The 20838-nt window shown below is 71.6% G+C and carries 18 protein-coding genes; 7 read left to right on the top strand and 11 right to left on the bottom strand.

Annotation, left to right across the window (positions count from 1 at the left end; translation table 11 throughout):
- The first annotated feature begins 311 nt into the window (after window positions 1-311).
- The 3 genes from KUM40_RS33550 (at window position 312) to KUM40_RS33540 (ending at window position 3069) form a co-directional block, all read left to right on the top strand.
- Window positions 312-797, top strand: coding sequence for a cupin domain-containing protein (locus KUM40_RS33550; protein ID WP_217170052.1), 486 nt, complete (start codon window positions 312-314; stop codon window positions 795-797).
- A gap of 136 nt (window positions 798-933) precedes the next feature.
- Window positions 934-1476, top strand: a complete 543-nt coding sequence (locus tag KUM40_RS33545; RefSeq protein ID WP_217170051.1) for a hypothetical protein — start codon at window positions 934-936, stop codon at window positions 1474-1476.
- Window positions 1477-1575: 99 nt separating this feature from the next.
- Complete coding sequence (locus KUM40_RS33540) at window positions 1576-3069, top strand: alpha/beta hydrolase (protein WP_217170050.1); 1494 nt, start codon at window positions 1576-1578, stop codon at window positions 3067-3069.
- Here the strand turns inward: KUM40_RS33540 and KUM40_RS33535 are convergent.
- The 9 genes from KUM40_RS33535 to KUM40_RS33495 all read right to left on the bottom strand — a co-directional run bounded on the left by KUM40_RS33535 (window position 3057) and on the right by KUM40_RS33495 (window position 14137).
- Window positions 3057-3734: a response regulator transcription factor gene (locus tag KUM40_RS33535; protein ID WP_217170049.1), complete on the bottom strand. Its 678-nt coding sequence runs from the start codon at window positions 3732-3734 to the stop codon at window positions 3057-3059. The genes KUM40_RS33540 and KUM40_RS33535 overlap by 13 nt on opposite strands.
- Complete coding sequence (locus KUM40_RS33530; RefSeq protein ID WP_374227442.1) at window positions 3731-5017, bottom strand: sensor histidine kinase; 1287 nt, start codon at window positions 5015-5017, stop codon at window positions 3731-3733. Before KUM40_RS33530 ends, KUM40_RS33535 begins: the two co-directional genes overlap by 4 nt.
- A 76-nt stretch (window positions 5018-5093) precedes the next feature.
- The gene (locus KUM40_RS33525; protein WP_217170047.1) at window positions 5094-7187 is read right to left on the bottom strand and encodes an MMPL family transporter; all 2094 of its coding nucleotides are present in this window, start codon (window positions 7185-7187) and stop codon (window positions 5094-5096) included.
- Window positions 7188-7372: 185 nt separating this feature from the next.
- The gene (locus KUM40_RS33520; RefSeq protein ID WP_217170046.1) at window positions 7373-8497 is read right to left on the bottom strand and encodes a hypothetical protein; all 1125 of its coding nucleotides are present in this window, start codon (window positions 8495-8497) and stop codon (window positions 7373-7375) included.
- An 88-nt stretch (window positions 8498-8585) separates the two neighbouring features.
- Entirely contained in the window at window positions 8586-9566 is a 981-nt protein-coding gene (locus KUM40_RS33515) for an SCO2521 family protein (protein WP_217170045.1), read from the bottom strand.
- A gap of 1 nt (window position 9567) precedes the next feature.
- Complete coding sequence (locus KUM40_RS33510) at window positions 9568-10533, bottom strand: SCO2522 family protein (protein WP_217170044.1); 966 nt, start codon at window positions 10531-10533, stop codon at window positions 9568-9570.
- Window positions 10530-11447 (bottom strand): SCO2523 family variant P-loop protein, encoded by a 918-nt coding sequence (locus KUM40_RS33505; protein WP_217170079.1) that lies wholly within the window; start codon window positions 11445-11447, stop codon window positions 10530-10532. The genes KUM40_RS33510 and KUM40_RS33505 overlap by 4 nt, the downstream gene beginning before the upstream one ends.
- Before the next feature lie 2 nt (window positions 11448-11449).
- The gene (locus tag KUM40_RS33500) at window positions 11450-13294 is read right to left on the bottom strand and encodes an SCO2524 family protein (RefSeq protein WP_217170043.1); all 1845 of its coding nucleotides are present in this window, start codon (window positions 13292-13294) and stop codon (window positions 11450-11452) included.
- A gap of 69 nt (window positions 13295-13363) precedes the next feature.
- Window positions 13364-14137: an SCO2525 family SAM-dependent methyltransferase gene (locus KUM40_RS33495; protein WP_217170042.1), complete on the bottom strand. Its 774-nt coding sequence runs from the start codon at window positions 14135-14137 to the stop codon at window positions 13364-13366.
- Window positions 14138-14392: 255 nt separating this feature from the next.
- Here KUM40_RS33495 and KUM40_RS33490 point away from each other — a divergent pair, with 255 nt between their 5' ends.
- Entirely contained in the window at window positions 14393-14941 is a 549-nt protein-coding gene (locus KUM40_RS33490) for an N-acetyltransferase (RefSeq protein ID WP_217170041.1), read from the top strand.
- A gap of 38 nt (window positions 14942-14979) precedes the next feature.
- Here KUM40_RS33490 and KUM40_RS33485 read toward each other — a convergent pair whose 3' ends face one another.
- On the bottom strand, window positions 14980-15675 hold the full coding sequence (locus KUM40_RS33485; RefSeq protein ID WP_217170040.1) for a TerB family tellurite resistance protein: 696 nt from the start codon (window positions 15673-15675) through the stop codon (window positions 14980-14982).
- A 184-nt stretch (window positions 15676-15859) separates the two neighbouring features.
- Window positions 15860-17581: a 2-isopropylmalate synthase gene (leuA, locus tag KUM40_RS33480; RefSeq protein ID WP_217170039.1), complete on the bottom strand. Its 1722-nt coding sequence runs from the start codon at window positions 17579-17581 to the stop codon at window positions 15860-15862.
- A gap of 366 nt (window positions 17582-17947) precedes the next feature.
- Between leuA and KUM40_RS33475 the strand changes: the two genes are divergently transcribed.
- The 3 genes from KUM40_RS33475 (at window position 17948) to KUM40_RS33465 (ending at window position 20746) form a co-directional block, all read left to right on the top strand.
- Window positions 17948-19018 carry a M4 family metallopeptidase gene (locus tag KUM40_RS33475; protein WP_217170038.1) on the top strand — a complete coding sequence of 357 codons (1071 nt, stop codon included), beginning with the start codon at window positions 17948-17950 and terminating at the stop codon, window positions 19016-19018.
- Between the two features lie 21 nt (window positions 19019-19039).
- Window positions 19040-19306, top strand: coding sequence for a protealysin inhibitor emfourin (locus KUM40_RS33470; protein ID WP_217170037.1), 267 nt, complete (start codon window positions 19040-19042; stop codon window positions 19304-19306).
- Between the two features lie 75 nt (window positions 19307-19381).
- Window positions 19382-20746 (top strand): GH1 family beta-glucosidase, encoded by a 1365-nt coding sequence (locus KUM40_RS33465; protein ID WP_217170036.1) that lies wholly within the window; start codon window positions 19382-19384, stop codon window positions 20744-20746.
- Window positions 20747-20838: the final 92 nt, after the last annotated feature.

Genomic DNA, 20838 nt, shown 5'->3' with positions numbered 1-20838 from the left:
CGGCCCACCCGGGACACCCACCCTCCCCCGGCCGCCCGCACGCTTCTCACCCGTGCTGGAGCGAGCCGAGTCAAGGGTGGGCCGCAGGCCCATCGGCGCAGCCGACGCGACCGCAGGGAGCGCCCTTTACTCGGATCGCGGAAGCACGACACTGGCCAAGAAGCGGGCGGCCCCACGGCCACTCCTCCAACACGCGGTACTGCGACCTACGCCTCACGTCCCCGTCCCTCTCGATCTTTCGGACGATGACCAAGGCGCCTCCGGACAGTCAGAGTTGCCCCTCTGGCCTACGAAGAAGAAGGGGGCACACCATGTCGTACCCGGAGCCGCGCTACCTCGGTGAGAAGGGCGAGATCAACGCCGTGTTCAGGGCGGCCGACACCCCGCCGGACATCGTCTCCCCGGGCGGCACGACCACCCACTACCTCGCGAGCCACGCCTCCACGGGAGGTGAGTTCGGGCTGTACAAGGTGGACATGGGGCCCAAGGCGCCCGGCGCGAAGACGCACTTCCACCGGGGTATCTCCGAGTCCTTCTACGTCCTGTCGGGAGAGGTGGAGCTGTACAACGGCGAGCGCTGGGTCACCGGCCGCCAGGGCGACTTCCTGTACGTCCCGGTCGGCGGACTGCACGCCTTCAAGAACGACAGCGACGACCCCCTGTCCATGCTGATGCTCTTCTCACCGGGCGCCCCGCGCGAGGAGTACTTCGAGCGCATCGCCGACTTCGCCCAGCGTGGCGGCGAGGAGCTACGGGACTTCCAGGTCCGGCACGACAGCTTCTTCGTCGAGGACTGAGGGTCGGCGACCTGACGGAGTACGTACGTTCCGTGGGGGCGGGCGTTGTTCAGTCCCGCGGGCCGGGTGTCTGAACAACTCGTCCGGCGGTTGGGTCATGGGGGCACGCACCCTGGCCGCACCGAGACGGGACCCCATGATCACGCGCCGATTCGCCATCGCCCTGTCCACAGCCGTCACGACGATCCTGACGCTGTCCGCCTGCGGCGGCGACGACGGGCAGGCGGCCGACGACCGGAAACCGACCCGGGCCTCGTCCTCCACGCCGTCGGACTCGGGGCAGCCGTCGGGAGCCGGCCCCTCCGACGACCCCGGGACCCCGGCGGAGATGATGCCGATCTACAGGATCGCCTACGGTGTGAACGGGTCCCCGATGTGCAGCCACGTCGCCTGGGACGACGCCGGGTGCGGAGAGGACCTGACCGCGGTCGGGGAGCTCGCCGCCGCCATGGCCGAGAAGGTCGAACGGGACTTCCCCGGCGATGAGTACACCGACGTCGAGGATTCCGCGGGCCAGGTGGTGAAGACGGTGAGCACCGTCCGCAAGCTGGGCTGCTACCGGATGAGTTCCACACCGCCCAAGACCGACTCGGCCGAGCTGCGGGAGCTCTGTCCCTCACTCAGCACCCTCGCCTCCCTGTCATGGCTCAACTTCGAGTCCACCGTGAGCTCCTTCTAGCGTCCCGACACCGCCCGCTTTCCCTTGGGGGTAAACCCCCGTAAACATCGGGTCGCCAGCCGGATGTGATGAGCCCCTCCGCTGCGCGAGGCTCCTCGCATGACGCAGCGCAAGCGAAGCATCCGCAACGCCGCCATCGTCGGCGTGTCCACCGCCCTCCTGGGCGTCACCGCCCCCGTCACCGCATCCGCGACGACCGCGAGCAAGCCCGAACCCCTCACCTGGACCGCCTGTGAGGGCACCGGCCTCGACCCCCGGCAGGAGTGCGCCACCCTCGACGTGCCGATGGACTACGCCGATCCCGACAGTCCCCGTATCGAGATGGCCGTCTCGCGCATCCGGAGCGAGAACCCGGACGCCCGGCGCGGCTCCCTGCTGCTGATCCCCGGTGGGCCGGGCGGGTCGAGCCTCAACGATCCCTCGGGGAAGGGACAGAAGCTGCCGCAGGACGTCCGGGACGCCTACGATCTCGTCGGGTTCGCGCCGCGCGGCCTCGCGCCGTCCACGTCCGTGAGCTGCGGGCTGGAGTACGGCGACCTCGCCACCTCCAAGCTCCGTCCCTGGCCCGCTCCGGACGGCTCGATCGACGGGAACCTCGACACCGCCCGGCGGATGGCCGACGCCTGCGTCCGCAACGGCGGTGAGTTGATCCGGCACCTCAGCACCGCCAACGAGGCCCGGGACATCGACCGTCTCCGGGCCGCGCTGGGCGAGCGGAAGATCTCCGCGTGGGGAGTGTCGTACGGGACGTATGTCGGTGCGGTGTACGCGCAGCTCTTCCCGCACCGCACCGACCGCATCGTGCTGGACAGCAACGACAACCCCGACCCCACCCGCGTCGCCCGCGCCTGGCTCGCGGGACACGAGCAGGGCGTGGAGGACACCTTCCCGGAGTTCGCCGCCTGGGCGGCCCGGCCCGGTAACCCCGACCGGTTGGCGCGGCGGGCCTCCGACGTGCGGCCGATGTTCCTGCGGCTCGCCGCCCGGCTGGACCGCGAGCCGATCCCGTGGCCCGGTGCCAATCCGGAGGAGCTGAACGGCAACGTGCTGCGGCAGACGATGCTGGACAGCCTCTACTCCCCCGACAGGTTCCCCACCCTCGCCAAGCTGATGCGGGCCGCCCTGCGGGGCACCGTGCCGCCCGCGCCCCAGGCGCCGCCCGAGGCCGTGCTGCAGAACGTCGCCGCCGTCGGCGCCGGCGTCCTGTGCAACGACGTGGCGTGGCCCAAATCCCCGGCCGTGTACGCGAAGGACGTCGCCGAGAGCCGCGCCAAGTATCCGCTCACGGCGGGCATGCCGCGCAACGCGATGCTGTGCGCCGCCTGGCCGTACCCGCCCCGCGAGGCACCCGTGCGGATCACCGACCGGGGGCCCTCCAACGTCCTGCTCGTCCAGAACGAACGGGACGTCGCCACCCCGCTCAGCGGGGCGCGGAAGCTGCGGGAGGCGTTCGGCCGGCGCGCGGTCATGGTCACCGTGAACTCCACCGGCCACGACGCCTACCTCGCCAACGGCAACGCCTGCGGGGACGCCACGGTCTCCCGATTCCTCGCGACCGGGCAGCGGCCGGACTCGGACGTCTACTGCCGCTGACCGGCGCCCGGCGTCACCAGTCCCGACTCGTACGCCACGATGACCAGTTGCGCCCGGTCCCGCACCTCCAGCTTGCCCATGATCCGGCTGACGTGGGTCTTGGCGGTCAGAGGGCTCAGGCCGAGGGTGTCGGCGATCTCCGTGTTGTTGAGGCCGCGGGCGACCAGGGCGAGCACCTGGCGTTCGCGGTCGGACAGGCAGTCGGGGCCGGCCTCGCCCGCCACCGGCGTCGAGGGGCTGCGCAGGAACCGTTCGATCAGGCGGGCCGTCGGGCCGGGTGAGAGGAGGGCGTCGCCCGCCGTCACCGTACGGATGGCGTCGAGGAGTTCGGCCGGTTTCGTGTCCTTGACCAGGAAGCCGGAGGCGCCCGCGCGCAGCGCCTCCACGATGTTCTCGTCGGTGTCGTAGGTGGTGAGGACCAGCACGCGGACCCCGGCGAGGTCCTCGTCGGCCGCGATGAGCCGGGTCGCCTCGATGCCGTCCAGGTCGGGCATGCGTACGTCCATCACGATGAGGTCGGCGCGTTCGGTGCGGGCCAGCTCCACGGCCTGGCGTCCTGTGGCGGCCTCGCCGACGACCTCCATGTCGGGGGCCGAGGCCACGAGCAGGGCGAACGCCGCGCGGACGAGGTTCTGGTCGTCCGCGAGCAGCACGCGTATCGTCATCCGGCTCTCTCCGAGGTCAGGGGCGTTCGAGGCGTTCGGGGCGTTCGTGGCGTGGCGGGTGTCGGCAGTACGGCCGTCACCTCGAAGCCGCCCCCGCCCCCGGCGTCGGCACCGCCCTCCCGTGGTCCGGCGTCGAGTGTGCCACCCACGCTGCGGGCCCGCTCCCGCATGCCGACGAGGCCGAAGCCGGGGGTGCGGGCCGGGTCGGGGCCGGTGCCGTCGTCGGTGACGGACAGGCGCAGGGCGCCCGGCTCGGCGTGCGCCTCCACGCGGACGGAGGGTTCGGGACCCGCGTGCCGTACGACGTTGGTCAGCGCCTCCTGCACGATGCGGTAGACGGCGGCGCCGACCGCGGGCGGGAGGTCGTCGGCGCGTACCGACAGCTCCACGCTCGCTCCGGCGGCGCGGGCGGTCTCCGCGAGGTCGGGCAGGCCGCGCAGTCCGGGCAGCGGGCCGCGGGCGTCGGACGCGTCCTGCTCCCTGAGGACTTCCAGCGTGGTGCGCAGTTCACCGCGTGCGGTGCGGCAGGTGTCGGCGATGTCGTCGAGGGCCTTGGCGACGGCCGTGCGGTCCAGGCGTTCGGGGTCGGCGGTCAGGACGTGGGCGGCGACCGAGGTCTGCACGCCGATGAGGGTGATGCTGTGCGCGAGCAGGTCGTGCAGGTCCCGGGCGACGCGCAGGCGTTCCTCGGCGACGCGGCGCCTGGCCTCCTCCTCCCGGGTGCGTTCGGCGCGCTCGGCGCGCTCGACTATGGAGGCGACGTAGTGGCGGTAGTAGCGGACGTCGATCCCGCAGAACAGGACGGCGACGACCCAGCCGGTGATCCGGAGCAGTTCCGCCATGCCGTCGGGGTTGGTGAGGGCGTTCATGGTCAGCCCCATGCCGATGACGGCGGAGCCGATGACGAGGGTGCGGCGCACGGTGCCGGTCGTGGCGACGGTGTAGAGGGCCACCATGGTCGTGGGCACGGGCGCGGAGTGGTTGTAGTCGAGGCCGTGGAAGGCAGCGACCGGTGCGGCCACCAGGCAGAGCGTCAGCAGGGGCCGGTGCCTGCGGCCCACCAGCGGCACGTGCGCGGCGACCAGCAGCGCCCAGCCGGCCGCGTCCGGGCGGCGGCCCTCGTCGGTGAGCAGCCCGATGCAGACCGCCGCGACGAGGAGGACCGCGGCGAGTGTCGCGTCGTTGCGGGTGCCGTGCGGGGCGGTGCGCGGGTCGCGGTTGATGACGGCCATGACGCGTTCGCCGACGCGGGGCCGGGACGCTGCCGGAGTGGTTGCCTGCACGCGCCCATACTCCGCGACGGACGCGCCCCTCCGGGAGGGGAGGGGCGCACTCCGGTCGTGAGACGGGTCGGACGGGTCAGACACCGGCGGGCTCCCGCTCATCCGCCGGTGCCGGTCCCGGCTCCGCGGGCGCCCGTGACAGCCGGCCCGGCCACCACACCCGGCGGCGCAGGGCGACGCTCGCGCTGGTCACCAGGTAGGTGCGGACGAGGAACGTGTCGAGCAGGACGCCGACGGCGATGACGAAGCCCAGCTCGACGAGCTGCACCATCGGCATGCTGGTGAGCACCGCGAAGGTGGCCGCGAGGACCAGTCCGGCGGAGGCGATGACGCCGCCGGTGGCGCGCAGCGCGGCCAGGGCCGCCCGGGTGGGTTCGGCGCCCTTCAGGGCCTCCTCGCGCATGCGGTGCATCAGGAAGATGCCGTAGTCGACGCCGAGGGCGACCAGGAAGACGAAGGAGAGCAGTCCGAGGCCCGGGTCGGTGCCCTCGAGGCCGAAGAGGGGCCCGAAGACGAGTCCGCCGATGCCGAGGGCCGCGCCCCATACGGCGACGACCGCGGCGACCAGGATGAGCGGCGCCACCAGGGAGCGCAGCAGCACCGTGAGGATCAGCAGGACCGACAGCAGCACGATCGGTACGACGATGACGGTGTCGCGCGCGTTGGTGTCCTCCAGGTCGATCTGCTGGGCGCTGGGGCCGCCGACGTAGGAGCCGTCGAGCGAGTCGCGCAGGGACTCGATGGTGGCGGTCTCGGCGGCCGACTGGGGCGGCGCGGAGGCCAGTACGGTCAGCTCGGTCCAGCCTCCTCCGCTGCGGCCGGCCTCGGCGCTCTTGACGCCGCGGGTGTCGCGGGCCTCGGCGAGGGCGGCCTCCGCCCGGTCGGTGGGTGCGATGACGGTGATGGGCTGGGTGCCGCGCTCCGGGTAGGCGGCGGCGAGGGTCTCCATCGCGGCGATGGCGTCGGGCCTGGTGGTGAAGGTGTCCTCCTGCTTGAGGTTGCCCGGCAGGGCGAACGCTCCGAGCGCCAGCGCGCCGAGCAGGACGGCGCCGCCCACCAGGACGGTGCGGGGCCGGCGTTCGGCGGAGCTGCCCATCGCGGCGAACAGGGACCTGCGGGCCTTGGGCGTGCTGCCGTACCGGGGAACCAGGGGCCAGAAGACGCGGCGGCCCAGCAGGACCAGGATCGCGGGCAGCAGGGTCAGCATCGCGGCCAGCGCGCACAGGACGCCGACGGTGCCGAGGGGGCCCATGCCCCGGCTGGAGTTGAGGTCGGCGGCGAGCAGGCACAGCAGTCCGGCGGCGACGGTGCCGGAGGAGGCGAGTACGGCGGGGCCGCAGCCGCGCAGGGCGGCAACCATGGCGTCGTACGGTCGTTCGATTCTGCGCAGTTCCTCGCGGTAGCGGGAGACCAGCAGCAGCGCGTAGTCGGTGCCGACGCCGAAGACGAGGATCGTCATGATGCCGCTGCTCTGGCCGGAGACGGCGGTGCCGAACCACTGGTTGAGGCCGTAGGCGACGCCCATGGAGAGGTAGTCGGCGATTCCGGCGACGGCGAGCGGGACGAGCCACAGGAAGGGGCTGCGGTAGATGAGGATCAGGAGGAGGGCGACCACTGCCGCGGTGGTGTAGAGCAGGGGGCCGTCGAGGGAGTTGTAGACCTCGGAGGCGTCGGTGGCGAGCGCGCCGGCGCCGCCGACCTCGACGCTCAGCCCGTCGCCGCCGAGGGCGACGTCCCGTACGTCGTTGACGAGTGCGTCGCGGGCCTCCTCGTCCGTGCCGGGCTCGGTGGAGGCGACCGGGTACATGAGGGTGGTGCCGTCCTTGGACGGGATGCCCGCCGGGCGGCCGGTCAGTTCGTGCGCTCCGGCGATCTCGGCGACCTGCTCGGCGGCGGTGGCCTTGTCGGCGGCGGTCAGTCCGGCGTCGCGGTGGTAGACGAGGACCATCTCGGTGGCCTCGCCGCCGGGCAGTCGGTCCTGGATCTTGGCGACCTGCGTCGAGTCGGCGCTCGCCGGCAGGTAGTCGACGGCCCGGTCGCGCTGCACGTCCGCGAGTTTCGACGCGAACGGCGAGGCGATGGCCAGGACGGCGATCCACAGTCCGAGCACCAGCCAGGGCACGGCCCGCCGTCGTCCCCCGCTTGGCCCACTTGTTCCTACGGCCCCCATCTGACGGGCCTCCCTCCGGTGGATGTCTGGGTCGGTTCCCAGACTTCCGCCGGCGGGCATCCGATACGTCGGGCGCGAGGGCGAGTTGGCGGCTACTGCCCCGGGTGACCTGCGGCGGCCGTTACTCCCCGGGGAGTAGTGGCCTCAAGGTGGCCTCAGGTGGTCCCGGGTGGCCCCAGGTGGTCTCAGGTCCGGTCGACCATCCAGTTGCCGTCCTCCTCGTCGTCGACCCGCACCTCGAGTTCGCGCAGGCCCATGCCCGCGTCCCAGAGTTCCTTGAAGCGCTTGAGCCGGGCCCGTACGTAGTCCTGGCGGGCGGTGAGCCGGGTGCGGACGTTGACGTCGCGCAGGTCCTGCTCGATCTCGAACGACACCTCCTCGTCGTAGAGGATGAAGTCGTTGGTGGTGCCGCGCTGGAGGTGCGGCGGCAGTTCGGGCAGGACCGCCACGCGTACGTCGATGCGGCGCAGTTCCTGCTCCTCGCACAGCCGCAGCAGCCGGTCGTCGAGTTCGCGGGCGCTCTCCAGCAGGAACAGGCGGCGTACCGTGACGCCCTGTTCGTCGATGGCCGCCTGCTGGGCGTCGAGGTAGCGGCCGGCGGGCTCGCTGGTCCAGAACTCCCGGTCGACGGAGGTGCTGGTGGCGAGGACGGACTGCTCGGCGGCGCGGGTGAGGGTGAGCATCCACTCGTGGTTCTCGCCGGGGCATTCGGCGCTCAGGTTGGTCAGGTCCGCCATGTGGCCGACCACCCGGGACATCTCCAGGTGGACGAAGGTGTGGAGGATAGAGCCGCTGGGCAGCAGGACGTCGGCGAAGCCCTTGGCCAGGTCGGGCACGCTGTCGACGCGGACCGGGTCCAGCGGGCGCCCGGCCTCGGCCGACCGGTGGTCGACCTGGGTGACGTGGGTCTCGACCAACTGCTTGACGTCCTCGGTGTGCCGGGTCAGGCCCGTCGTCAGCTCGTCGTCGTAGCGGCGCAGACCGTCGCGCAGGGCGGCGGTGTTCTCGGCCAGGGCGCCTTCCACCCGCCGGGTGTGCTCGTCCAGGCGCTGCGGTCCCGGTCGTGGGGCCAGGCCGAGGACGTACTGGACGGCTACCGCCGCGCCGGCGCAGAGCACCGCGGACACGAACTGCCGCAGCGTGCCGTCGTCCGGGCCGATCAGCGCCGTGACGCTCCAGAAGAGGGCGCCGACGACGAGGGCGACCAGCAGCATGCGCGCCCAGGGGGACTCCCCCCTCAGGTCGGTCGGGTGGGTCGTGCGGGCCGTGCGGGCCGTGTCGTCGGGGCGGGGTGACTGTGCCGTGCTCATCTCGCTTCTCCCCCCGTTGGGATACGCGTCGGATAGGGGTGCGGGGATGTGCGTGCGGGTCGGGTGCCGGGGTCCCTGGGGCGCCCGGTCAGGGGGCTGGTTCCACCTCCCGGTGGGGTGCGGGTATGGCGTGCAGGGTGAGCTGGTCGCGGATGCGCTGCACCAGTGCCAGCCACTGCCGGGTGAAGCCGGGCCGTTCCTCCAGCGGGTCCCACAGCGTGGCCAGTTCGGCGGCCACCCGGGCCCGCGGCATCCACAGATGCAGCAGGTGGTCGACGGCCGGCCGCAGCGTCCGTACGACGGCGCCGGCGTCCTGCGCCGCTCCGGCGCCCAGGCGGAGACCGTCGAGCATGCGGACGACGGTGGTGAGCAGCCAGTCGTGCAGGGCGAGGTCGTCGACGAGCGCGGCGAGGTCGGAGTCCGCGGTGTCCTCGGGGACGCGCAGGCGTACGGTGCGCAGCTCGTCCTCGGCGAGGGTGAACCGTTCGAGGGTGGGGCCTTCGCCCGGTTCGGCGGGCAGGGCCACCCAGCGCAGCCGGGTCGGGCGGGACCGGAAGGGCGGGCGCTGGTCGAGCAGGGGGTGGCGCAGCAGCCGGGTGAGCAGCCCGTCGGCGATCAGGCCGACATCGAGGTCGCCGTGGCGTGGGCCGCCGAGTACGCCCTGCGCGACGGCCTCGTGGGGGAGCTTCCCGAACGGTTCGACGAGGCCGGGCCGCACCAGGTACTCGCCCCACGGCCGCCGCTGGTCGGGTCCGGTGGCCGGGAGCCGGCAGTGCGCGGAGGTCTGCAGGACGCGGCCCTCGGTGAGCGCGGCGTGGGCGGCGACGGTGCCGACCGCGCGGATCCGGGCGCCGTTGGAGCTGGGCAGCGGGCAGTCGACGCCAGTGAGGGTGTCGGGGGAACGCGCGTAGAGGCCGGGGCGTTCGGAGAGCAGGACCCGTTCGTCGGCGCGCAGGCCGAGGAGTTGGGCGGCGGAGCGGATGTCGAGGGCCTGCCGGGCGGGCAGCAGGCAGGTGCGGATCTCGCCGCAGGCGAGGACGGCGGGCGGGGTGCTCTGCCGCGGCGCCATGTCAGGGTCCCGCGTAGAAGACGTAGGAGACGCGGTCGGCGACCGAGTCCGGGACGGGGGTGCGTTCGCGTCCGGAGCGTTCGGCGACCTGTAACAGGGCGCCGGGGTCGACCTCGATCTGGTCGAGGATCACGCGGACGGCGTGTTCGACGGGGAGGAAACGGTTGGGCAGGACCGAGCAGGTCCGGTAGGCGGAGAACGGGTCGGCGCGGTCGTTGAGCCGGAGCAGGGTGGGCAGTTCGTCCCAGTCGTCGGGGAAGCCGGCGGCGGTGCGCGGCTGGGGGGCGAGGACGGCCTCGCCCTCGTTGCGCAGCAGTCCGAGGCGGGCGAGCTGCCAGACGGCGGCGAGGAAGGGGCAGGACCAGGTGCGGTGCCCGTCGGCGTCGTCGTTCCACAGTTCGACGTCGAGGAAGACGGAGTGGCGGCGGGCCGCGCTCTCGCGGGGCGGCTGCCAGACGGCGGCCCGTTTCATCGCCTGCGGGGCGCGGGCGACGGGGCTGCGTTCGCCGTTGGCGAGCCAGCCGGTCTGCGCGGCGGGCGGTCGCAGGCCGTAGCTGCCGGGCGGCGGTGACTCGACGATGCGGCCTGCCACCGCCTGAGCGACCGGCACCTTGCCGGTGACGGCGCAGCCGGACTCGCGGGCCAGGTAGTCGACGGTCAGCCCGGCCCGCTCGGCCTCGGCGAGCAGCATGGGGACGACTTCGGCGGGGGTGGAGAAGCGGGTGAAGTAGTCGTCGATGAGGAAGCAGGTGCTGATCCGGGCGCGTTTGCCGCCGGCCCGGGCGGTGGCGGCGGCGCGGGCCGCCGCCACCCAGAGCCCCACTTCGGCGAAGTGCGCGCGCAGCCGCTCGGGTCCGGCCTCGAAGTCCTCCATGTAGAGGTGGCCCAGCTCCAGGGAGAGGTGGGCCAGCGGCACCGACTGGGTGCGCGGCTCGGCGGCGGTCTCGCGGAACACTGCGTCGCTCACGGCCGCCCCCAGTACGAGTCGTCGGTCAGGCGCCGGGCGATCTCCTCGAGCGCCTCCAGGGTCTCCTTGTTGGCGATCTGGGTGGCGAGCACGTCCTCCTCGGTGATCAACTGCTCGCGCCACTGGAGTATGGGCTCCAGCGGTACGACGCCGAGGACAACGCTGTCGCCGATGCGGTGCTCGGCGGCGAGCCGGCGCAGTGCCTCGTCGCAGGCCTGCATCCAGGCGGCCTGGGCGGGCGAGCCCTGCGACCACAGGGGCGACTCGGGGTCGGGCACGGCGGCCCGTACGAAGCGGATGGCGGCGCGCAGGGTGTCCTCGTCGTGGCCGCGTTCGACGCCGCCGCCGATGATGCCGTGTTCCTTGTGGACGAGGCCGGAGGCGGCGATCACGTGCTGGCGGGTCCAGCGGTGGAAGACCAGCCAGCGGAAGGGGACGTTGCGCATCCGGGGGTGGGCGGTGGCCGCGAGGACCATGTCGACGGCGTAGCTGCGGCCGGCGCTGAGGTCGACGACGGTGAGGTCGAACTCGCCGTTGAGCCGCAGCAGCAGGTCGATGCACCGCTCCAGGCCCTCCTCGCCGGTGGCGAACTCGCCGCCGCCCGCGTCGCCGGGGAACAGCACGAGGCGGCCGGACTGGTTGGGGCGGGCGCGCAGCAGCGGGTGCTCGGTCTGCCGCCAGACGTCGATCCTGACCGGCTCGGCCGTCTCGCCCTCCAGGTAGGAGTGGAGGCCGCGTTCCTCGGTGCCGCGCATCGCGGAGGGCACGTCGAAGACGGCGGCGGCGGTGGGCGAGCCGAAGTCGAAGTCCACGTAGGCCACGTGGTCACCGGCGAGGGCACGCTGGTAGGCCAGGTTGGCGCTGGTCACCGAGCGCCCCGTGCCTCCTTTGTCGGAGGCGGCGAAGACGAGCACGCTCACACCTCCTGCGCGGCTGCGCCCCTGGCCTGGGCCAGGGTGTCGAGTTCCTGGAGCACGGGCAGGGCCAGTGCGAAGGCGGTCGCGGGCCGGTCGTCGACCAGGCTGCGGGCGTGGTCGAGCCGGCTCTCGATGCTGCGCATGGCCCGGGCTCTGCTTCCGTCGGCGGCGGCGGACGCCTCCAACTGCTCCTTGCCGAACAGGTGGGTGGCCTCACTGAGCAGTTCGCGGGCCATCTCGGCCAGTTCGGGGCTGCGGATGGGCTGCTGCACGTACAGGTTGCGGGCGGCGACGAGGCATTCGGTGACACGCTCGGTGATGCTCCAGGACATGCGCAGGGCGACGTCGCCCGCTTCGGGGTAGACGGCCTGGACGTTGTCCCAGAGGCCGGCGCCCTCCTCGTCTTCGATGCGCCGTGACCACAGGTGCTCGAAGGTCTGCTCGGACAGGCGCAGCAGACGGTCCTGGGCGCCGATGTTCCGGGACAGCTCGGCGAGCTGGATGCTTCGCTTGAGGAGCTGGGCGGAGAAGTCCGTCATCCGCCACAGCAGTTGACCGCCGGAGTCCTCGGACCCGGCGAGCGGCATGGTGACGCCCGGGTTGTGCAGCCGGATGGTGGTGTCCCGCCGGGTCATGCGGCTGGTGACCCTGCCCCGGTCGGCGAGGCGTTCCATGACGGCGACGGTGCGGGTGAGGTCGTCGTCGGTGGCTTTCCGGCGGACCAGGTCGTGGACCACGATGGCCGCGACGGTCAGGGAGAAGTACTCGGACTCCAGCCGCAGTCCGGTGGTCTGCCAGGGCAGGTCCTCCAGGGGCCAGCGGTCGGTGCCGAAGCGGGCGATCGCGGACCAGTACTGCTGGCTCAGTTCCCAGCGCAGGCGCAGCATCTCGGCGAGCTTCTGCTGGTCCTCGTCGAGCAGGCCGAGGGTGAGGGTGCGGTCGGAGAACAGGTCCTGGATGCCGTCGAGGGCGGCGACGGTGAAGTACACGTAGGGCAGCCGGTCGGCGATGCCCTCGGGCTGGCCGGTTACCGGGACGGCCAGGACGTCGACCTCCGGAGCGTCCTTGACGATGCCCCAGGCCCAGCCGCACTCGAAGAGCTGGCTTTCGTCGCGGATGCCCTCGTCGACCTGGATGCCTCTGGAGATGCTCTCGATGATGGTGGCGCGCAGGGGGCGCAACCGGTGGGAGAACTGCTGGAGGACGAGCCGGTCGGACTGCCGGCCCTGTCCGATGACCTCGATCAGCCGCTGACCCTGTTCGGACTCGGCGTCGAAGACGTTGACGGTGAAGGAGCGCAGCAGGCTGACCATCGCGGCGGTCAGCCGGGCGTTGGTGGCCTCCCTCAGCTCGGTGACCGCCTTGCGCACCTCGGGGCGGGTCGTGGTGCCTTCGTAGACCTTGAGGAATCCGAGGGTGGCGAGGCAGAGCGTGACGGACATGGAGTAGGAGTCGACCACGCCCAACTGGCGCTGGGCGTGGGTGATCTCGCCGCCCGGCTCGGCGGGCCGGAAGTAGTGGCCGCCGGCGAAGGTGGGGCTGTCGTCGGCCGCGGTGTGGGTGCGCATGAACTGGGTCAGCGCGGTGACCAGGTTGGGCGGGATCTCCAGCCGGCTGCCGACCCGGTCGAGGGCGCGCAGGACGTCACGTTCGGTGGTGTCCGGCTGGTCGAGCCGGAAGGCGGGGACCTCGGTGGCCGGATAGAGCAGGCAGAGCAGGCGTTCGGCGTCCGCGACGCTGCTCAGCCCGTCGGTGTCTCCCCGGACGAGCTTCCCGTCGTCGAACGAGTGACGGGCCATGGCCTGCCAGATGTCCAGCAGGTGCTGGCGTGGCTTGATCTGCATCCCCGCACCCCTCGTACAGATCTCGTTGCCCTGTGTTCCGCATGCCCCCGTTGAGCATGGTCCCCGTTCCTACGGGGTGGCAATCTCCGAATTGCGCCGTCCCAGGGCGAGGAGCATTCCCTCGTGCCCCGGCCGCACCATGTGGTGCAGATCGTGGATCTCCAGCTCTCCGGTGAACGGTTCCAGGCTCTCCCTGACCCGGTCCTCGTTCACCCGGTAGGCCGGGTAGTGGTGTTCGCCGACGTGGTAGCCGACGGACTCCTTCATGAAGGCGGCGGCGAACGGCGCGCCCTCGTCGAGCGCGTTCATGAAACACCGCACGCCCCGGTGGAACTCCTCTGGCGCCTCGGACATGGAGTCGGCGACGAAGAACATGGTCCCGAGGGACCAGCGGCGGTCCCCGCCCTCCAGGTCGAACAGGTTGCCGCGCTCCACCCGGACGATCTCGCCGAGCAGTGGTCTCGGTGCGACGGCGGCGTAGGCGGGGGCCTCGCGCAGCACGTCCCAGAAGGGGTCCCAGGCGATGTTGTACCCGGCCGGGGAGATCTGCTTCTCCAGGTATTCGACGTTCGGGTGCGCGTACTCCAGCAGGAGCAGCTTCTCGCACCAGGGCAGCATGGACAGCGCGGGATACAGGTTCGCCCCGGCGCCGACGTCGATGCCGCGCGCCGAGCGCGGGGGGGCTCCGTCGAAGCAGCGGGTGAAGTAGTCGCGCATCAACCGGACGATCAGCAGGTCGACTTCGAGCGGTGTCCGGTAATTGTTGTCGACGTACACCTCTGGATCGAACTTCGACCAAGGCGCGTCGGCGTTGCGATCCATAGTCACCCTGCCACGTTCCATTCGTATTTGGACAAATCCCCAGCACTGCTCACGGTAAGTGACACAACCACTACAGACCAGTGCGGGAATTCGCCATCCCCATCCGCCCGGCGCACGTCGGGCGCATGGTCGCACACTCGAACTCGCCCTTGCATGAGGGAAGTTGGACGCTCACTCTAGCCAGAAGCAGACACTGGCCGCCACATGGGTCCTTTCACTCGATCGTGAGCGGCGCAAGTGCCCACGAGTTGACGCTGCCTGACCAGGGGGAGTTGCATGACCGCCGAACCGCTGGAACGTTCCCTCGACCACCACGACCAGCTCACCCGACCCGGCCTGCCGCCGGACGACCTGCGACTGGACCTACGCACTGCACAGGCGTCCGACCTGCCGGAACTGCGGCGGCTCGACGAGGAGGTCTTCCAGGAGTTCGCCTATCCCGGTTTCCTGCTGCGCCAGCTCTTCGACATGTACGAGGAGCACTTCCTGGTCCTCGACGACGGAACGGGCCGACTGCGCGGCTACGTGCTGGCCGCCACCCGGGCGCTCGGCGCGGACAGTTGGATACTCGGCCTGTGCGTGACGCAGGACCGGCGCCGTCACGGGCTGGGCCGGGAGCTGATGACGGAGGTCCTGACCCGGCTGCGCCGGGACGGCATCGAGGTGGTCCGCCTCACCGTGGAGCCCGCCAACCTCGCCGCCATCTTCCTCTACCGTGCGCTGGGTTTCCGTCCCGAGGAACCGGACGGCGGCCTGCGTCCGGACTACTTCGGCCCGGGCATGCACCGCCAGATCATGCGGCTGGATCTCCCGGGCACCCCCTGATCCACAGATCCACAGATCCACAGGTCCACGGATCCGCGCTAGGAGGGCGTGCCCGCCGAGTCCAGGAGGCGGGCCACGTCGTCGGAGCAGAGGGTCAGGGCCGCGCCGACCGTGGCCAGGGAGTCGCGTTCGGCGGGGGTGTAGGGGCCGTCGGCCAGGGCGATGCGGGCACCCTGGAGCAGGATCGACTCGCGGCCGACGGCGGCGAGGTGCGGGGCCAGCGGGTCGAGCGCCTCGTGCAGTTCTATCGCCAGGCCCGGCACGCAGGGCTCGCCGCGGACCCGGCCGGTGTCCGCCTCCAGCGCCTCGACCAGCGCGTTCAACTGGTCCTCTGTGCAGTCCTCGAAGCCTGCCGCGCGCACCGCGACGGCCGCCGTCTCCAGCGACGTACGGGAGCAGGTGCCGCTCGCGGCCAGGACGGCGAGGGCGACGGTGTGGACGGCGTCGCGGAGCATCGCGGAGAAGCGGGTGGTGGTCGGGTGGTCGAGGACGTCGGTGCCGTAGTGGCGGCGGCAGGCCGCGCACTCGACGGTCGGCGCGGACTCGCCGCGCGGCAGCACGGGGACGCCGAGCAGGATGAAGCGGCGGCGGCCGGCGAGCCGCTGGTAGTTGCGGTCGCCGCCGCAGCCGGGGCAGAAGAACTCGCCGTCGCCGACCGGTGTCCACGCGGTGCGGGTGCCCAGGATGCGTGGCAGCCGGGCAGCTCGGCCGTTCCGTCCCCGTCCTGGCAGCACGTCGCACCTCCGTAACGGCGCGACAGCATCGTCGCACTGGCGTGATGTTAGCCACATCACCGACGTGGAGTCAGTACCCTGGACGAGACCTTTCCGTGACCACCACAGATATATGGCCGGTATATGACGGGGTCCCGCCCGCCGTTTTCCGGCGAGCGGGACCTCAAACCGCCGATTCGGCTGGTCAGCGAGTTGCGCGGTTGACGGCGGAGACGACGGCCTTCAGCGAGGCGCGCGTGGTGTTCGCGTCGATTCCGATGCCCCACAGCACCTTGTCGCCGACCGCGCACTCGATGTAGGAGGCGGCCTGCGCGGAGGCGCCCTCGCTCATCGTGTGCTCCTGGTAGTCCAGCAGTCGTACGTCGATGCCGACGCCCTGCAGGGCGTGGAAGAACGCCGAGATCGGGCCGTTGCCGGTGCCGACCAGGGTGGTCTCCGCGCCGTCGACCGTGGCGTCGACGGTGAGGGTGTCGATGCCGTCGCGGTCGGTCGTGGTCTGGCCGTTCGCCACCTGGACGCGGCCCCAGGGGTTGTCCGGGTTGGGCAGGTACTCGTCCTGGAAGACGTCCCAGATGGCCGTCGGCGTGATCTCGCCGCCCTCGGCGTCCGTCTTGGCCTGGATCAGCTTCGAGAACTCGATCTGCATCCGGCGCGGCAGGTCCAGGCTGTGGTCGTTCTTCAGGACGTAGGCGATACCGCCCTTGCCGGACTGCGAGTTGACCCGGATGACCGCCTCGTAGGAGCGGCCGACGTCCTTGGGGTCGATCGGCAGGTACGGGACGGCCCACTCGATGTCGTCGACGGTGACGCCCTTGGCGGCCGCGTCGGCCTCCATGGCGTCGAAGCCCTTCTTGATGGCGTCCTGGTGGGAGCCGGAGAAGGACGTGTAGACCAGGTCGCCCACGTAGGGGTGGCGCGGGTGGACCTGCATCTGGTTGCAGTACTCCCACGTGCGACGGATCTCGTCGATGTCGGAGAAGTCGATCTGCGGGTCGACGCCCTGGGAGAACAGGTTCATGCCCAGGGTGACCAGGTCGACGTTGCCGGTGCGCTCGCCCTGCCCGAACAGGCAGCCCTCGATGCGGTCGGCGCCGGCCATCAGCGCCAGCTCGGCCGCCGCCACCGCCGTACCGCGGTCGTTGTGCGGGTGGACGGACAGGCAGACGTGCTCGCGGCGGGACAGGTTGCGGCCCATCCACTCGAAGCGGTCGGCGTGCGTGGACGGGGTGGAACGCTCCACGGTGGCGGGCAGGTTGAGGATGATCTCGCGGCCGGGACCGGGCTGGTAGGTGTCCATCACCGCCTCGCAGACCTCCAGGGCGAAGTCCAGCTCGGTGTCGGTGAAGATCTCGGGGCTGTACTGGTAGCCGAACTCCGTCTCGGGGCCCAGCAGTTTCTCGGCGTACTCCGTGACCAGCCGGGTGCCGTCGACGGCGATCTGCTTGATGTCGTCCCGGGAGCCGCGGAAGACGACCCGGCGGAAGACCGGCGCGGTCGCGTTGTACAGGTGGAGGGTGGCCCGCCCGGCGCCCTTCAGGGACTCCACCGTGCGCTCGATCAGGTCCTCGCGGGCCTGGGTCAGTACGGAGATCGTGACGTCGTCCGGGATGGCGTCCGGGTCCTCGATGATGGACCGTACGAAGTCGAAGTCGGTCTGGCCGGAGGCCGGGAAGCCGACCTCGATCTCCTTGTAGCCCATCTTGACCAGCAGGTCGAACATGGCGCGCTTGCGGACGGGCGACATGGGGTCGATCAGGGCCTGGTTGCCGTCGCGCAGGTCGGTGGAGAGCCAGCGGGGGGCGGTGGTGACGCGCTGGTTCGGCCAGGTGCGGTCGGCGATGTCGACCTGCTCGTAGCCGCGGTACTTGGCGGTCGGCATGGAACTGGGCTGCTGGCGGTTGGCCATGATGGCGTGGGCTCCTCGTGATGTCCGCGGTGTCAGCGGGTGACAGCGGTGTCAACGACGTCCGCGTCCGCGTGTCCGGAAGGACGGCCGACGGCACCACCAAGCTCCGCGGGGAGGGAGTCGGCCTCTACAGGCCCTCGCCGCGGCAGCTAAGGAGAAGCAGCCCGAATCGCATGATGCCCAGCACCCTAGCCGAGCCACGCCCCTCACGCGGGTCCGTATCAGTATGCGGGACCACGGAGCGAACTGGGACAAAAAGTGCCGTATACCACTCACAGGCGGTCGCGGGGGTGCGTTGGCGCCGGTTTTCACCAATCGTGGTTGCGGGTGGTGACAGTCCGGTCACGCAGTGCGAAAGTGCCGGACATGACGACATACGGGGGCTTCGAGCCCGTCTTCTGCACCATCGTGCCGCCCCACGTCCTGGACAGGCTCGCCCAGAACGCGGACCCCGTGCTCGCCGGGCCCGCCCGCCGCACCCTCCAGCGCGACGCCCTCGAGCGCACCCGCCGCGGCCTGACCACGGTCATCGGCGCCCCCACCGTGGCCCCGCCCGCCGACGCCGAGCCCGAGAAGCCGCAGCGCACGGTCTACGACGCCCACCGCGGCACCGACCTGCCGGGGAAGAGGGTGCGCGGCGAGGGCGAGGAGCCCGGCCGGGACGCCCCCGTGAACCGCGCCTACGCGGGCCTGGGCGCCACCTTCGAGCACTACCTCGAGGTGTACCGGCGCAACTCCATCGACGGTGCGGGGCTGCCGCTGGACGCGACCGTGCACTACGACCGCGAGTACAACAACGCCTTCTGGAACGGCGAGCAGATGGTCTTCGGCGACGGGGACGGGGAGATCTTCGTCGACTTCACCGTCGCCCTGGACGTGATCGGCCACGAGCTGACGCACGGCGTCACCCAGCACACCGCGAACCTGACCTACTACGGCCAGCCCGGCGCCCTCAACGAGTCGGTGTCCGACGTCTTCGGCTCCCTCATCAAGCAGTACTCGCTCGGCCAGAGCGCCGCCGACGCCGACTGGCTGATCGGCGCCGGGCTGCTCGCCCCGCGCGTGACGGGCGAGGCGCTGCGCTCCATGAAGGCGCCGGGCACGGCGTACGACGACGACGTGCTGGGCAAGGACCCGCAGCCCGCGACGATGGACGACTTCGTGCGCACCGGCCGCGACAACGGCGGCGTCCACATCAACTCCGGCATCCCCAACCACGCCTTCTACCTGCTGGCCAGCGCGCTCGGCGGCCACGCCTGGGAGCGGGCCGGGCAGGTCTGGTACGACGTGCTGACCGGCGGCGAGCTGGCGCAGGACGCGCTGTTCGCGGACTTCGCCACGCTGACGGTGAAGGCCGCGCGGGAGCGGTACGGGGACGCGGAGGAGCTGGAGGCGGTGAGCAAGGCGTGGGAGCAGGTCGGGGTGCGGACTCTGTAGTTCCGTACTAGACACGGGTCCATGCGGATTCAGGTGAGGCGCACAGGAGGCTTCGCGGGCATCGAACGCCACGCGGAGGTCGAGACGGCGGGACGCCCCGACGCGGACGAGTGGCACGCCCTGGTCGAGCGGGCGGTCGCGCACGGCCGCGACACCCCGCCGGTCGGCGTGCCCGACGGGTTCAGCTACCAGCTCACCGTGGACGGGAGGACGGTGTACGCCGCCGACCCCCGGCTGACGGACGAGCAGCGGCGGCTGATCTCCCGAGTGCTGAAGGAGGGCGCGTAGGACGGTGGGAGCGCGTAACGCCGGGCGCGTGCACGGGCGTTGACTTCCCTTACCGGGGGTACGGATGATCCGCGCATGGCGACTGATGCGAGTACTGATGCGAGTACGGCGTCGAACCCTCTCCCGCGGTTCCCGGACGGCTTCCTGTGGGGCGTGTCTACGTCCGCGCACCAGATCGAGGGCGCGGCCGAGCTGCGGGGGCCGTCCGTGTGGGACGCCTTCACGGCCGAACCCGGGCGGATCAAGGACGGCTCGACGGCGGCGGTGGCCTGCGACCACTACCACCGCTACCGCGAGGACGTGGCCCTGCTCGCGGACCTCGGCGTGGACGCGTACCGCTTCTCGGTCTCCTGGCCCCGGGTGGACTCCCCCGGCGGCGTCGGCCTCGACTTCTACGACCGTCTGGTGGACGAGCTGTGCGCGGCGGGCGTGCGGCCGGTGCCGACGCTCTTCCACTGGGATCTACCGGCGGGCCTGGACTGGCTGGAGCGGGACACGGCGGCCCGGTTCGCCGAGTACGTGTCGGTCGTCGCGCGGCGGCTCGGCGACCGGGTCGGCAAGTGGATCACCCTCAACGAGCCCGCCGAGCACACCCTGCTCGGTCACGCGCTGGGCATCCACGCCCCCGGCCGCGAGCTGCTGTTCGACGCCCTTCCGGTCGCCCACCACCAGCTCCTCGCGCACGGCCTGGCGGTACGGGCCCTGCGCGCGTCCGGCGCCACGGACGTAGGCATCGCCAACTCGCACGGCCCGACCTGGCCCGCCTCGGACGACCCGGCGGACCGGGAGGCGGCGGACTTCTACGACCTCCTGCTGAACCGGATGTTCGCCGACCCGATCCTGACCGGCCGGTACCCGGAGGGCATCGGCGAGCTGATGCCGGGCAGCGCCGAACGGATCGCGGCCGACCTGGAGATCATCGCCGAGCCGCTGGACTGGTACGGCGTGAACTACTACGCGCCGACGCGGGTGGGCGCCCCGCAGGGCGCGGAGATCGAGTTCGGCGGGGTGACGCTCCCGGCCGAACTGCCCTTCTCGGTGCGCGAGATCGAGGGCCGGCCGCGGACGGACTTCGGCTGGCCCGTCGTCCCGGAGGGGCTGACGGAGCTGCTCACCGGCTTCCGCGACCGCTACGGCGACCGGCTCCCGCCGGTCGTCATCACGGAGAACGGCTGCTCCTACGAGGGCCTCGACGACCGGGACCGCGTCGCCTACCTCGACGGACACGTCCGCGCCCTGCACCGGGCGAGCGAGGCGGGCGTGGACGTGCGCGGCTACTTCGTGTGGTCGCTCCTTGACAATTTCGAGTGGGCCGAGGGGTACGCCCGCCGGTTCGGACTGGTCCACGTGGACTTCGCGACGCTGGAGCGCACGCCCAAGGCGTCCTACGGGTGGTTCCGGGACCTGATCGCCGACCAGCGGCGGGGACCGGTCGGATAAAACCCTCGGTGCTGTCGGCGGGGAGTCGTACGCTGGAGGGAGCAGATCACACCCGTCACGCGGCACACGCCGCAGAGGAGGACGAGCAGGCC

It is taken from the genome of Streptomyces sp. AC512_CC834, assembly GCF_019049325.1.
In the GTDB taxonomy this organism is placed as follows: Bacteria; Actinomycetota; Actinomycetes; order Streptomycetales; family Streptomycetaceae; genus Streptomyces.
This window is presented reverse-complemented; position numbering and strand designations above follow the sequence as displayed.

What these genes read in the sequence shown, in the direction of transcription:
- KUM40_RS33550 (WP_217170052.1), top strand. Translation starts at nt 312, where the DNA reads ATGTCGTACCCGGAGCCGCGCTACCTCGGTGAGAAGGGCGAGATCAAC.
- KUM40_RS33545 (WP_217170051.1), top strand. Translation starts at nt 934, where the DNA reads ATGATCACGCGCCGATTCGCCATCGCCCTGTCCACAGCCGTCACGACG.
- KUM40_RS33540 (WP_217170050.1), top strand. Translation starts at nt 1,576, where the DNA reads ATGACGCAGCGCAAGCGAAGCATCCGCAACGCCGCCATCGTCGGCGTG.
- KUM40_RS33535 (WP_217170049.1), bottom strand. Translation starts at nt 3,734, where the DNA reads ATGACGATACGCGTGCTGCTCGCGGACGACCAGAACCTCGTCCGCGCG.
- KUM40_RS33525 (WP_217170047.1), bottom strand. Translation starts at nt 7,187, where the DNA reads ATGGGGGCCGTAGGAACAAGTGGGCCAAGCGGGGGACGACGGCGGGCC.
- KUM40_RS33520 (WP_217170046.1), bottom strand. Translation starts at nt 8,497, where the DNA reads ATGAGCACGGCACAGTCACCCCGCCCCGACGACACGGCCCGCACGGCC.
- KUM40_RS33515 (WP_217170045.1), bottom strand. Translation starts at nt 9,566, where the DNA reads ATGGCGCCGCGGCAGAGCACCCCGCCCGCCGTCCTCGCCTGCGGCGAG.
- KUM40_RS33500 (WP_217170043.1), bottom strand. Translation starts at nt 13,294, where the DNA reads ATGCAGATCAAGCCACGCCAGCACCTGCTGGACATCTGGCAGGCCATG.
- KUM40_RS33495 (WP_217170042.1), bottom strand. Translation starts at nt 14,137, where the DNA reads ATGGAACGTGGCAGGGTGACTATGGATCGCAACGCCGACGCGCCTTGG.
- KUM40_RS33490 (WP_217170041.1), top strand. Translation starts at nt 14,393, where the DNA reads ATGACCGCCGAACCGCTGGAACGTTCCCTCGACCACCACGACCAGCTC.
- leuA (WP_217170039.1), bottom strand. Translation starts at nt 17,581, where the DNA reads ATGGCCAACCGCCAGCAGCCCAGTTCCATGCCGACCGCCAAGTACCGC.
- KUM40_RS33475 (WP_217170038.1), top strand. Translation starts at nt 17,948, where the DNA reads ATGACGACATACGGGGGCTTCGAGCCCGTCTTCTGCACCATCGTGCCG.
- KUM40_RS33470 (WP_217170037.1), top strand. Translation starts at nt 19,040, where the DNA reads ATGCGGATTCAGGTGAGGCGCACAGGAGGCTTCGCGGGCATCGAACGC.
- KUM40_RS33465 (WP_217170036.1), top strand. Translation starts at nt 19,382, where the DNA reads ATGGCGACTGATGCGAGTACTGATGCGAGTACGGCGTCGAACCCTCTC.